The following is a 12,061-nucleotide window of genomic DNA, read 5'->3' as shown; positions in this document are numbered from 1 at the left end:
TCCGAGGGTCGACCGAGATTCGCGAATACCTGAAGCTTCGGGTATTCACGAATCGCGGCCAACCCTCATATTCAGGCGCACCTGACCGAAGACGAACTCTCCCCTGAAAATGTGATAAATGCGCTTCAACTTCCTCGCCCGACCATCTATCGCCTGTTTCAGCATGAAGGCGGCATTGGCGCTTATATCCGCCACCTGAGGCTACGCCATGCGGCCGATGAACTGATCCGGTATCCGCACTTGGCGGTGATGGAGATTGCCTACGGGCTCGGCTTCAAAAGCGCGTCCGATTTCACGCGCGCCTTCCGGCGAGCCTACGACATGGCGCCGCAGGATTTTCGGGCTCTGCACCACAAGATGGTTCAGACGCTGTGATAGGCGTCAACGCTTGCGTGACGGTTCAGGTTTCGAAGCGCCTTTCCTTGAAAAGCATCAGCGCACAGAAGCTCACCACGCACGCCGGCGCCACATACCAGGCTGGAGACATGGGATCGCCGGTCCACCTGATCAATGCCGTCACGATGAATTGAGCAGTACCGCCGAACAAGGCGACGTGCAGCGCATGCGAAACGGCCATGCCGCTGGCGCGCACCCGGGCAGGAAGCGCTTCGAGCACAAGCAGGGCGACCGCGCCGGCGCCGAACGCCACCACTGTGCTAATGAGCCCGACGCCGCACAGGACAGGCAGCGCGCTGGTCGCACGGGTAATCATCAGAAAGACCGGATAGACCAGAAGCGCCGTGCATCCGGAGGCGAGGAGAGCCAGTGGCTTGCGGCGAGGCAGACTGTCTATGAGACGGCCAGCCAGCGGCGGAATGACGACCAGCAGCAGCGCAGACAACGCGGAAGCCAGAAATCCGATGACGGGGGGCATGTGCATCACGCGAGTCGCATAGCTCGGCATGAAATAGACGATCGCGTAAACCGGTATGGTTTGCCCGATCATCATCAGCATCGCCAGCAGGATCGTCGTCCCATGTTCGCGACACAGTTCGGCGAGCGGTGTCCCGGCGTTTCTGGTGGTGTTGGTGGGAATCGGATCATCGCGCAGCCGGTAGCGAACGTAGAGGCCGACGGGCGCGATCAGCAGACCGATCAGGAATGGGATCCGCCAGCCCCACGAAGCAAGGGCGGCCGGCGACACCGTGCTGGTGAGAAGCACGCCCAGGGTTGCGCCTAGCAACGCGGCCGCGCCCTGGCTAGCGAGCTGCCAGCTGACCCGATAGCCGCCACGCGACACGGGCCCTGCCTCCAGCACGAAGGTCGCGGCAACGCCGATGTCGCCGCCGACGGCAAAGCCCTGCAACGATCGAGCGGCGATGACAACGAACGGCGCAATAACGCCCACGCTGGCAAATGACGGGCACAGGGCGAGAGCGGCGGCTCCCAGAGCCATCATCCAGCTGGTCCTCGTCATCGCGGCGCGGCGTCCCACGCGGTCCGCGTAAGCACCGATGATCATCGCGCCAACAGGTCGCATGAAAAAGCCGACGCCGAATGTACCGACGGCCCACAGCAATGAAGTCATCGGATCGTTCGCTGGGAAGAACCGGTCTCCAATCATCACCGCGAAGAATCCGAAAACGGTGAAATCGAACATTTCGAGGCCAGTGACAAGCGATGCTGCGACCACGGTTTTGAGAAGCTCGCGGGGATTTTCCTGATTGCCGGCAGGCTGGTCGCACGTCGCGAAGGGAGGCGTGAACATTTTTTTGTAAGGTCGTCAGTAAGGGCGCATGAGTTTCACGTTGAAAACGCATTCTCGCTACGCGGCGCGTTGCACGATACCACGTGCGCCCCTTCTCTGACCGGCTGCGCACATGGCTCTCGCCCCGGCAGTCTGGTCCGGTAACATGCCTTGCCAGATGAGGATATTCGATAATGTTTGCATCTTGACAAAGCGAATGTCCAACGAGGGGGCAAAGCCCTAATCCGCACTACACGGAAGTCGACGGACATAAACTGGTAACTGGGGGAAAGGCGCGGCAGCTTTCCCAGACGTTCATTCGAAACGTCATCGGCGATTGACTGGTGCTGGCCTTGGAACGGACCGTGGTAAATCTCGTCGGATCGGCTGCTTCACGCCCTGAGGCGGTCCGTCAAGGTTTTTCCGAGGCCAGATGCAGCCCACATCTCTGGCCTAGTAGCCTCGGGTGCCGCTCATTCATCGCAACTCCTTATTCGGATGAAAGTTGACTGAGGCCTTGTCTCGCTCGCTGACGATTTGCTTTTTTCAATTCTTCTAAATTCTTAGTGCTCCAGAACCGCGCTCAGGGCAAGCTCGTCGGCGATTTTTTTCAACCTCTTGTCCCGCGTCCAGATCGTCACACCAGGCTGTAGCCTCGCAGATGCGAGCAAGGATGCATCCACGTAGCCAATTCCCCGACTGAACAATTGCTGTTGCTCGATCAGATAGAAGACTTCGTCAGGCATGGCGACGGGCACGCGAGGCAGGTCATTCAAAGCACGAAGCACAGTGGAACGGTCGCGCAAACTGCCTAGCGATATTTCGCCGATCACATATGGATGGATCCGGACTCGGTCATGGAGCAGAAGGTCGACCATTATCGGCTCTGAACGATCGATGTGATCAATCCACACAGACGTGTCCACGAGGATCATTCAACCTCCTGCCGCCGGCGCGGCGCGGCAGTGATGCCCGGCTGACTGCCACCCAGGGCGGCGAGCCTGCGCGCAGCTTCACGTTCGATCAGCGCCTTCAATGCTTCCCGCACAAGAGCGGACTTCTCGTTCAATCCCGTGTAGTCTTGTGCCCGGGAGACCAAATCATCGTCCAAAGCAATTGTGGTTCGCATCATAACCTCCATGATAATGCACGATTATAGCATCGTTTGACGTCTAAATGTGTGCCTAACAAAGGAGGGAGTTGGACTAGATTTGACATAAAAGAAATGATCAACATTTGAACGGTCGTGCTTTTATTTCGCCCCATGGGACATCGATCCCGACGAAAGAATTGATCTCCGCCTCGATAACTGACAGCGTCCGTTACCGCCCGGATGAATGCATTCCGTGCAACGCACGCTGATGCATATTTACGTTACGCGTAACGAAATATAAAATTATCGTTACGAATAACGTAAAGTAGATGTGATCAACCACCTAGGAGGGATCATGTCGCCCCCGGCCAACGACAAGGTAACCGGCACCACGGAAAAACGTGGCCGTGGCCGGCCACGGAAGCCCGATGCACTGTCGAACGCCGAGCGCCAGGCGGCGTGGCGGGCCCGGCATGGTGTTCGCACAAAATCCGTTACTGTAACGAAAAATATCCCGCCGCCAACCGAGGCCTATGACGCCCTGGTGCGGGAGTGCGGCCAGCTGCATGGTGAACTGGCGCAGGCGCGGCGCGAGCTTGAGGCGATGTCACGGGCGACGCCGTCTGCCCGGGCGGCTTCGGACGCAGCGGCGGTCCTCGGACGTCGTCCGGGTCCGGAAGACCCCGGTTCTGGCGAGCGGCGTCTCTCCTTGACGATGAATGGCTCCCGAGTTTTCGCACTGGAACGGCTGGTCGCGCACGTTGGCCTATCCAGGCGCGCGGTGATCGAGCGCCTGATCGACTGGGCCGACGACGCGCTGTCGAGGTCATTTTACGAGGACGAGGCCGCATTTAACCGTTACATCGACCGTGGCATAACGAAAAATAGACCGGCCAGATAACCTCGAGGTGTTAAGGACGGGACATGAACGATCGCGCTTTTATTTGACCGAGGCGTCCCCGGGATTGCAATCATGCGCCCGTCAATCGCGGTTTACCGCCTTGCGAAGTCATTGACGGCTAGCCGTAGCGGCTCGTCCGGGCGCGCCGACAATTTTCTCAGCGCAACGGCGACGATCCGGTTACGCCCGTCTTCGAAAGTCTTGAGCGTACGGGCTGCATCGGCGCCGCGCGGCAACCAGAAATCCTGTTCAAGCGCGTGACGCGCGACGTTGCATTCGACTTGCCTGCGCTTTTAATGAGGTCAGCATACGCACACCAACCGTCCGTACGTGCGGCACCATCTTTGTCAGCGGGTTTTTTGGTTTGCTGTCTGTCTGCGCGATCGATATCGACCGTTAGTTGCGTATTTTCCACAGACGCCAGCCTTGATGGTGAGCATTTTCGGGAGCACGTTCGGACCCTTGTGATTTACTTCTCGCAAAAGAATGGGGGGCCGAGCAGTCATGCTGGACTTCTTGCGACTGGGACAAGTCGGCGTGAGAGCCTAGCGCCTTGAGCGCCACACGAGCCGATACAATTTTTGGCGAGCCGTCGTTGGGGACGGCCACCTGCCCGGCCGCGCTATCAAATGAGCATCAAATAGAAATTTCTACGCTAATCACTTGATTTTAAACACAAAAGCACCTGCTCCTATCCGACTTTTCGGCATCGTTGCGATGTCGGATCAAATAAGATCAGCTCGGTCTAGGCCCAATGAGGCACATACTTCATGTATTTTCGACCCGCCAGTTCGTCATAGGGTCGGATTACTCCGGCTTCGACCGCTTCCTTTATGTAGCGGGATGCTGTGGCACTATTTTGCGGCTCGATGCCAAACCGTTCTCGCAGCGACGTGTTAGTCATGTAGTCTCGCGAGACATATCGCAAGCACGCGTGTAGATAACATGCACGGATGCGATCGCGTTTGTCCATCTGGCCCAACTCCTGATGGGCGAACAGACAAGCTCGCGTACTTTCACTTGCCGTTGCGAAATCTGGAGCCGGAAGCTGATACAACTCTGTCTGATAGACGACTTTGTCGACGCCGCTCCCTCGCTCCTCGCAGATACCGAAACGCCGCATCAGGGAAGCAAGAGTTTCATTGCGGGATCGAGGAGGCGTATCAAGAAATCGGTCGACGTCCACCAGCGGAATACCTGGATTAGATATCTCCATCCGGTCAGCGAAAATCTCGATCATTGGTCCAGAGCCGCCGACAGTGAAGTCCTGGTGGATAAGGGCATTAGCTACCAGTTCGCGCACAGCCAACTCAGGATACATGGGTACGGTGCGACGCAGCGCTTTTCCGATGACCTCGTTCGACGGAACAAGATTATTTACAAATCCGATCAGTCCTTCGAACCCGGAGGCATACCCTTTATTGCCTACCTGCTCCTTCAGCGTTTCGATCCGGCTATTGCTCGCATACGCGATGACCCGGACTGCCTTCCGACGCAGATGTGGGAAATCATCAAGCCGCTTTGCAAAGAGAATCGCGCCAAGATTCGTGACGTCCCATCGACCGGAGATATTCCTGGTAACTAGCCCTTCACTTCTGAGACGCTCGAGTATCTGTGATCTGCTCTCTGGCAACGGCACTTCGGCCAGATCAAAATATGCTGGGTAGTCGAGTAGGGTAACAAGATCCTCCTCGCTCACATCCGGCGCTGCGATCATCGCTTCGAAAGGGGTTTCGTCAAAGATGCGCCAGAGCGTTCGCTCTTTTTCAGGGTGATCCTTGAGCTTCTTGCGATACGAACCGATCCGGATAAATTCCGTATTTTGAAATTGTACTGGGTGTCGGTACGCCCGCCCAATCTCCAATAATACGAGGCGTTTGTCGTCAATGACGATGTTAAAAAACTGAAACGGTACCTTCGGCGTCAACAACCGCAACAACCAGTTTTCCAGCTCCTCATTTCCGACTTTCGCTGACGTCGGATCAAACGTCGTGCCGACGATGGCATGTGTCCTGTCGTCTATTCCCCAAAGCAGATACCCAAATGCCTTATTTAACAACGCAGCAGAGTTCGACAGTGCCGATATATATTCGCCGATGTCTTCGGGCCGCTCGTTGTTCGCCTTGAACTCTACCCATCCTGTCTCGGACGGTAATCCAGCGAGTTCTCTAACAAGGCTGATGAGGCGTTCGGGGTGTCTGATCTGAATCATGTATGGTGCCAAGAATTGACCTGTATATTACCGCAGAGAGGAGCGTCCTGAAGATTCGACTCACCCTCGAAACACGATCCGCTAGCGCCTCCCTGTGCCTTTCCAATGGGAGGAGACGGGATACAGTTCATGGACTCTGCTGAGCGAACTCAGATCAAATTCGGCGCCGTTGAGGCATACGCGAAACGCCGCTTACGTTTGCAACAAGGATAGTGCGCGCTGGACCATGAAGTAGTCGCGGTCAGCAAAGCTGCCTGTGCGCGGGGTATCGATCCCCGCGTCGATGACGATGTTGCCTGAAGCATCGAACAGGAGCATCAAGCCCAGATTATTTCGGCTGTACGCTGTCGAACAGGAGCTGATTTCGCAGACGGGGTGCCACGGCCATCACTTGCGGATTGCCGAGTCCGTCAAAACTCTCTGCAGTGAAAGCGCGTACAGCTCGATATCGCGCTCTACAATGAGCGTGACGTTTCGCGAGTTTTCGCGTGGCCGGTCCGGCGCGCCCTGTCGGCTTTCGTACAGGAAGATTGCGCATAGCGGCCCCATGACGAGAGCGATGACAAAGCCGCTCAAAAAACAGTGCGCGGTCCCATGATCCATCTGGGCAGGTTTTTCCTGTTGGGCAGTGACAGCATGTTTACCTTGTTTTTATAGAGTTGGAGCGCTGCGACAGGAGGCTAAACAGAGTCGACCGGTAAATGCCGAACAACGAGGCGATAGATCTGGTCAACCTGCGCCCGCGAAAGCATCGGTTTGCGGCCGAACTTCGTGCCGCAAACCTTGGCCACAGCCCCGCCGCTGCTCTGAAAACCTCTCAGGTTCTGGCTGGCCTCGAAATCAGCCAGGACATTCAGCCCATCTCCTTATCGTGAAATGCATTCAGCCTGCGCGCCTCGGTGCGCAGGCACTTCTTTTTATCGCGCAACATCAAACGTAACGTCTGGTCATTCGTCGTCGGGCACTGACTCAGCCACACCACTCAAGCCCAATTCAAGGGTTTTGCCGCGCCAGATTGTGCCCAGGCCCGCCATATCACAGAGAATTGCCCACGCTATATAGGGAACGGGCGTTTCTCCGCTTATCCAGCGTCTGACCTGGCGGCCGCCATGCTCACTCAGCCCGAGCACTCGGGCAAGAGCCCGACCCGACAGGCCGATGCGGCGGACCACCTCCTGAACTTCAGCGCCTCGAGGCCGCTCCCATCCCTCATCCGCCGGAAGCAGACACTCGGCCCGAATGGGTGTATGAATATCAACCGTCATTTTTCTACCACCTTTTCTCTTAGTCGGACTTCCTGGTTCGGACGGAACTTCGCGCCCGGTCGATCGCGTCCGCAGCGACCTTTTCCTCCAGCCGTAATATGTGTGCGTGGAACTCATACTCTGGCCACCGCGCTTCGCACTCCTTGAGCGTCTTGACTGCCTGATCGCGAGTCATCGGGTGCGATACCCGGGCAGGTTCGTACACGTCGCCGCCGGCACTCGTCACCCGTATACGCACGGCAAGCTGGATGATCCAGTCGTCCGTCCAGATTTCGGGGGCTGCCGAAGATTCACCGGTCTCTATGCCAACCTCCGGCAGATTGCGCCCATCAAAGTGTCGCTCCCCGGTCGGCATGTCGAGCATGCGTAACGATCGCGTCGCCGAATCGTTCCTGCAGGTCAACTGCATCTCGCCATGCCTCCCCCGGATCGTCGTATTCCGCCAGCGTATCGCCCAACTGCGCGTGTCTGAATCCGACCGCGCCCCACTGGTCAAAACTGAGCACCACATCAACGTGGCAGTTCGCGTCGTCATCCCAGACCTGAACTCGAAACATGGTGCCCTCCTGATCCTGAACGATTCATTGCTGCGCCGGACCTCGATCCAGCCCTACGGCCTCGCCGCGGATGGAAACACGCAGCCTGCGGCTGCTTGACGACCCCGGCCACAGGTGCACAACGCCTCACCGGATCGTCCCTCCCCTGCACTCCGGTCCGGCGCTCTCCCCACGCTGCCGGCGCGGGTCCCCGTGCGCCTCGATCCGGGCGCGCAGGCGCGCGCGATACGCTTCCGGTCATTACGAGTCCTGGTTTAGCAGGAAGGAGGCGCCCGGCACAGATGTCTGCGATCGGGCTGACGAACCGGAGCCTGTCAGCCTCGGACCCGCCTACCAACCAACGTAGTTCAGCAGAAGCTCCGCTATCAAGCTTGCGACGAACAATGTCAAGCCCTGACAGGTCGGTAAAGCCCCTGATGCCTGCTTTCTCCCACAGAAGAACGCTATCGTCCGAGTTGTAGCGCAAATACAGCGCGCCAAGGAAGGTGCGCTCGCCGCTGCTGAGAACACCGAAGGCACCGAGAATGACCGCCCCATTGGGCGCGAGAGCCGACTTGTCTTTTGCGTTCTCAACGGCCTCTCTGGTGCCATCGCCGAAATAGACTGGACCGGCCAGCATGACAGCCTGGATCCATGCCTCAAAAAAGCCGCGCAGGCGCGGTAGTAAAGTGGGCGTCGCTTTTCTCCTGCTCGCGGCGGAACTGTTCGAGCACATAGGGGGAAATTTTCGATTTGTCGGTCATAGCGGCAATTCCTGTTGATAAAGGGCGGTGGTCACAGCTTCCGCCTGCTCGGTGGTCAGGGTAGACACGTCGACGGCCGTTGCATGTGTATAGATCATCTCGCCATCTCGGCAAGGTGACGCGCTTTCGGGCACAGCGCCGCGCCTTCTCCTGACGCCTGGCGGTTGCGCCATACGTTGATCGCCTGTTCAATCCCGGCAATTGTAAAGGTTGGCATGTCAGTCTCCGAAGCCCGCGCGCAAGTGTGTCCATACACACGTGGGCGGTTCAGCTTATTGGGCGAACAACACTTCGTAGAGTCCGCCCCGGTCGATCGACATTTCGGCATCCGGCAACTTCGCCACACCGCAGATGAAGTCAAACGGGCCGCTGTATGGCTGCATTTCAAGAATCGTCTGATTGCCGAACCATGTGCACAGCACGTCGCCGCGCTTCAGTTCGCAACCTCGCCTCAGTTCTGTCGTCATGCGGCACGCTCCCGAGTGTGGCGGACCGCTTCGTGAACCGCTACCAGAGGCGCGCGGGGTGGTACGCGGTCAAACTCCGAAAGCGCGGCGCGCGCGATCGCGCGAAGCTCTTCGCGGTGCATGTCGATCGCATGACCGTCCCGGTCGAGCATGTTGGCGATGCGGTGCAGCGCGTCGGCTGTCTTCGCCGCTGCATCCGCCGACAGCGCCATACGGAACAGTTCAGCACGCACGATGTCACGGTCCCCGTACTGGTAGACGGCCAGCAAAGGCAGAAGTGCGGTCAGCCAGGTTGGCCGAATTTGGGTCAGGTCCATTTCTTCCTCACTGATTTTCAGGTAGGGCGAAAACCCCAGCCCGCAGGCCGGGGCTGGCTGATTAGTCGATAGCGCGGAGAATGTTCGCGGCCTCTGCGTGCTGCGTCGCAAAGGCACGCAGGGAGTGGTAGTGGTCAATGATTCTGTCATCGCCGCACTTTTCCGCCAGGTGGCACAGGGCGAATAGCGTGACGACGATCCCGAACGCGTCCGCGCCCATCATGTCGCTGTAGCCGTTCATATGCCACCGCACGTGCACCCGTCCGCAGTTCGAGGGGGCCATATAAAAGCCGCCATTCGACAACTGGAAGAAGTCCCACGAACCGCCGTTGTAGGCACTCGATAGGCGCGCGGCCCAGTCGTACACCAATGCCTCGCCCTGGAGGTATCGCGCGCCCAGGTAGTGAGGAAGGAACTTCAGACGCAACTCATCAACAACAACGTTTGACGAGATTCTGGTTTCATTATCAATCACGGTTATCTCCGGTTATGGCCATCGCACCACGCGAGGCACAATTTAATTATAGTGACATTTTGTCCTAACGATAGCATATTCTTATTTTCATTTTAAATCGCTTTTGTTGTTCAATTAAAAAATTCAAATGATATCCATCAACATATTCTTTGTTTAGGTCATTATGTCCTTATAATGGTTATGTGCCTCGCGTGGTGCGATGGCCATAACCGGAGATAACCGTGGATCAAATCGTTGAAAACCGTACAACCGAAACCGTTCCCGAAAGCAGTTTCGGCAACGACACCCAGATCGAATACGTGCCGCTCGCACTGTTGTGCAAGTCACCGCACAACGTGCGCCGCAAAGCCCCTACCGGCATCGAGACACTGGCCGGGAACATCGCTGCGGCAGGCGTCATGCAAAACCTCGTCGCCCACGAGGTGAAGGCGCGCGGCAAGCAGCGCAAGCTGGGCGTATGCGCGGGCCAGCGCCGCCTGCTCGCACTGGAACTGCTGCGCACGACTGGCCGGGTCGATGACAGCTACCTCGTACCGGTCAAGGTTGTGAGCGAAGCCGATGCCGTCGCCGTGTCGCTGATCGAGAACCAGCAGCGCGAGCCGATGCATCCGGCGGACGCCTGTGAAGCATTCCGCCTGCTGGTCAATGAAGGCCGTACGGTGGACTACATTGCGGCTCTTTTCTCGCTGTCTGAAATCCAGGTGCAAAGGCACCTGAAACTTGCGAACGTGTCGCCCCGCCTGATCGACGTCTTTCGCGACGACGGCATGACGCTGGAACAGATCCGCACGCTTGCATTGACGGACGATCACGAACTGCAGGAACGCCTGTGGTTTGATGCCGCCCAGGCGTGGCAACGCAACCCGGCGCAGCTGCGCGCCGCGATCACAAACAACGAAATCGACGTGGCCGACAGCAACCTGGTTGCGTTCGTCACGCTCGACGCGTACGAGGCAGCAGGAGGCAACGTGCGCCGCGACCTGTTCAGCGACGAGCACAACGCCGGGTATGTGACCGATGCCGAACTGCTGCATCGTCTGGTCGCGGAAAAGCTGGTTTCTGTCGCGCAGACCTTGAGCAACGAGGGCTGGAGTTGGGTCGAAACACGTGTGCGCCGGGACTTTTCCGAAATGGCCCGCTTTGGCCGGTTGCCGTCTGTGTCGCGCGAGTACACGAAGAAGGAAAAGACCGAGCTTCGCGCGCTGGCGAAAGCGAGCGAACAGGCTGCAGCGGAACTGAACGCGTACTACGACGCCGAGGACGAATCCGAGGATGACGCCCGCCGCGACGCACTGGAAGTCGCAGCCAACGCAGCTTCCCAGGCGCTGGATGACTTCGCGGAACGTCTCGAAATCTGGAGCGACGACCAGAAGGCGCGGGCAGGCGCGTTCGTGACCCTCGACCATGACGGCAAGGCCGTGATCGAGCGCGGACTGGTCAAACTTGAGGACCGGGCCAGCGTGAATCGCGAAGGTGTGACGGGTGCTGACGAACTGCCAGCGCCAGCAGAAAAGCCGCTGCACGGCAAAGACCTCAACAAGCGATTGACGGCGCACCGCACCGCCGCCGTCCAGATCGAACTTGCACGGAACCCGGTGGCCGCACTGGCGGTATTGATGCACCGCCTGATCCCGGTTGTGTTCGATGACCGCTATGTCTGCGTCTACGACCAGCATGCCGCCGACGTGCGGGCCACGTGCGCACACAACCGCCTGTTGCAGACAGCGGACGACATGGAAGCCAGCGCGGCATGGAAAGAGATTTCGGCCGAGCGCGAAAAGTGGACCGCGCTGCTGCCGGAGCGTTTCAGTGATGTGCTGCCCTGGCTCATGACGCAGAGCGAAGACGTGCTGAGCAACCTGTTTGCCTTCTGCGTGGCCGCGACCGTCAACGGGGTAAGCGAATCGGATGGCACACACCCGGTGAACGTGCTGATGAATCTGCTCAACGTCGATATGACGCAGTACTGGACGCCGACGCGAACGAGCTATCTGAACCACGTTTCGAAATCACGTATCGTTGACGTAGTAGCGCAGGCGCTCTCCCCCGAAGCGGCGGCACCGCTGGAGAAATTGAAGAAAGACGCAGCGGCAGACACGGCAGAACGGTTGCTGGCCGATGCACACTGGTTGCCCGAGGTGCTGGTGAGCCGGGAAACCCCGGTCGTCTGGGACGACGAAGACGAGGAGGAGGAAGAAGCCTAAGCGAGCCCAGTACAGCGCCCCGGATGAAGCTGTTCCGGGGCGCTGATCGATACCCGGCTCATTTTCCAGAATCCCCTTTTATGCCTCCGGCGCGTCGTTCCCCACGACGCGCTTTTTCTATTTCTGCGAGCCCGAAGCCA

At 58.3% G+C, this 12,061-nt stretch carries 16 protein-coding genes and 1 pseudogene; 5 read left to right on the top strand and 12 right to left on the bottom strand.

Annotated elements, in window-relative coordinates; all coding sequences use genetic code 11:
• The first annotated feature begins 111 nt into the window (after window positions 1–111).
• Window positions 112–375: a helix-turn-helix transcriptional regulator gene (locus AB3X95_RS29255; protein WP_368593635.1), complete on the top strand. Its 264-nt coding sequence runs from the start codon at window positions 112–114 to the stop codon at window positions 373–375.
• A 25-nt stretch (window positions 376–400) separates the two neighbouring features.
• Here AB3X95_RS29255 and AB3X95_RS29250 read toward each other — a convergent pair whose 3' ends face one another.
• The 3 genes from AB3X95_RS29250 to AB3X95_RS29240 all read right to left on the bottom strand — a co-directional run bounded on the left by AB3X95_RS29250 (window position 401) and on the right by AB3X95_RS29240 (window position 2,816).
• The gene (locus AB3X95_RS29250; protein WP_368593634.1) at window positions 401–1,708 is read right to left on the bottom strand and encodes an MFS transporter; all 1,308 of its coding nucleotides are present in this window, start codon (window positions 1,706–1,708) and stop codon (window positions 401–403) included.
• A gap of 542 nt (window positions 1,709–2,250) precedes the next feature.
• Complete coding sequence (locus AB3X95_RS29245; RefSeq protein ID WP_368593633.1) at window positions 2,251–2,622, bottom strand: type II toxin-antitoxin system VapC family toxin; 372 nt, start codon at window positions 2,620–2,622, stop codon at window positions 2,251–2,253.
• The gene (locus tag AB3X95_RS29240; RefSeq protein WP_086910444.1) at window positions 2,619–2,816 is read right to left on the bottom strand and encodes a type II toxin-antitoxin system VapB family antitoxin; all 198 of its coding nucleotides are present in this window, start codon (window positions 2,814–2,816) and stop codon (window positions 2,619–2,621) included. Before AB3X95_RS29240 ends, AB3X95_RS29245 begins: the two co-directional genes overlap by 4 nt.
• 319 nt (window positions 2,817–3,135) lie before the next feature.
• Between AB3X95_RS29240 and AB3X95_RS29235 the strand changes: the two genes are divergently transcribed.
• Entirely contained in the window at window positions 3,136–3,681 is a 546-nt protein-coding gene (locus tag AB3X95_RS29235) for a hypothetical protein (protein ID WP_368593632.1), read from the top strand.
• A 92-nt stretch (window positions 3,682–3,773) separates the two neighbouring features.
• On the opposite strand, the pseudogene AB3X95_RS29230 reads toward AB3X95_RS29235, so the two are convergent.
• The 3 genes and pseudogenes from AB3X95_RS29230 to AB3X95_RS29220 form a co-directional block, all read right to left on the bottom strand.
• Window positions 3,774–3,956: pseudogene (locus tag AB3X95_RS29230) on the bottom strand (DUF1488 family protein); the annotation flags it as partial.
• Window positions 3,957–4,426: 470 nt separating this feature from the next.
• The gene (locus tag AB3X95_RS29225; RefSeq protein WP_368593631.1) at window positions 4,427–5,893 is read right to left on the bottom strand and encodes an ATP-binding protein; all 1,467 of its coding nucleotides are present in this window, start codon (window positions 5,891–5,893) and stop codon (window positions 4,427–4,429) included.
• Window positions 5,894–6,085: 192 nt separating this feature from the next.
• Window positions 6,086–6,214, bottom strand: coding sequence for a hypothetical protein (locus tag AB3X95_RS29220; RefSeq protein ID WP_368623234.1), 129 nt, complete (start codon window positions 6,212–6,214; stop codon window positions 6,086–6,088).
• Between the two features lie 380 nt (window positions 6,215–6,594).
• Here AB3X95_RS29220 and AB3X95_RS29215 point away from each other — a divergent pair, with 380 nt between their 5' ends.
• Entirely contained in the window at window positions 6,595–6,768 is a 174-nt protein-coding gene (locus tag AB3X95_RS29215; RefSeq protein WP_368593629.1) for a hypothetical protein, read from the top strand.
• A gap of 72 nt (window positions 6,769–6,840) precedes the next feature.
• On the opposite strand, the gene AB3X95_RS29210 is transcribed toward AB3X95_RS29215, so the two are convergent.
• The gene (locus AB3X95_RS29210) at window positions 6,841–7,158 is read right to left on the bottom strand and encodes an XRE family transcriptional regulator (RefSeq protein WP_368593628.1); all 318 of its coding nucleotides are present in this window, start codon (window positions 7,156–7,158) and stop codon (window positions 6,841–6,843) included.
• A 19-nt stretch (window positions 7,159–7,177) separates the two neighbouring features.
• The gene (locus AB3X95_RS29205) at window positions 7,178–7,522 is read right to left on the bottom strand and encodes a hypothetical protein (RefSeq protein ID WP_368593627.1); all 345 of its coding nucleotides are present in this window, start codon (window positions 7,520–7,522) and stop codon (window positions 7,178–7,180) included.
• On the opposite strand from AB3X95_RS29205, the gene AB3X95_RS29200 reads away from it, so the two are divergent.
• Window positions 7,521–7,814, top strand: coding sequence for a hypothetical protein (locus AB3X95_RS29200; RefSeq protein ID WP_368593626.1), 294 nt, complete (start codon window positions 7,521–7,523; stop codon window positions 7,812–7,814). The two genes, AB3X95_RS29205 and AB3X95_RS29200, sit on opposite strands and share 2 nt — an antisense overlap.
• A gap of 738 nt (window positions 7,815–8,552) precedes the next feature.
• Here AB3X95_RS29200 and AB3X95_RS29195 read toward each other — a convergent pair.
• The 4 genes from AB3X95_RS29195 to AB3X95_RS29180 form a co-directional block, all read right to left on the bottom strand.
• The gene (locus AB3X95_RS29195; protein WP_368593625.1) at window positions 8,553–8,675 is read right to left on the bottom strand and encodes a DUF3717 domain-containing protein; all 123 of its coding nucleotides are present in this window, start codon (window positions 8,673–8,675) and stop codon (window positions 8,553–8,555) included.
• A 55-nt stretch (window positions 8,676–8,730) separates the two neighbouring features.
• Complete coding sequence (locus AB3X95_RS29190; RefSeq protein ID WP_368593624.1) at window positions 8,731–8,925, bottom strand: hypothetical protein; 195 nt, start codon at window positions 8,923–8,925, stop codon at window positions 8,731–8,733.
• Window positions 8,922–9,242 (bottom strand): hypothetical protein, encoded by a 321-nt coding sequence (locus tag AB3X95_RS29185; RefSeq protein ID WP_368593623.1) that lies wholly within the window; start codon window positions 9,240–9,242, stop codon window positions 8,922–8,924. Before AB3X95_RS29185 ends, AB3X95_RS29190 begins: the two co-directional genes overlap by 4 nt.
• Before the next feature lie 61 nt (window positions 9,243–9,303).
• A complete protein-coding gene (locus AB3X95_RS29180; RefSeq protein ID WP_368593622.1) occupies window positions 9,304–9,717 on the bottom strand; it encodes an antirestriction protein in 414 nt (137 codons plus the stop codon).
• A gap of 221 nt (window positions 9,718–9,938) precedes the next feature.
• Here AB3X95_RS29180 and AB3X95_RS29175 point away from each other — a divergent pair, with 221 nt between their 5' ends.
• The gene (locus AB3X95_RS29175) at window positions 9,939–11,921 is read left to right on the top strand and encodes a ParB/RepB/Spo0J family partition protein (protein ID WP_368623233.1); all 1,983 of its coding nucleotides are present in this window, start codon (window positions 9,939–9,941) and stop codon (window positions 11,919–11,921) included.
• Window positions 11,922–12,061: the final 140 nt, after the last annotated feature.

This window comes from Paraburkholderia sp. BR13444 (genome assembly GCF_040948755.1).
Taxonomy (GTDB): Bacteria; Pseudomonadota; Gammaproteobacteria; order Burkholderiales; family Burkholderiaceae; genus Paraburkholderia; species Paraburkholderia youngii.
Note: the sequence above shows the minus strand (reverse complement) of the source record. Positions and strands in the feature narration are given on the sequence as shown.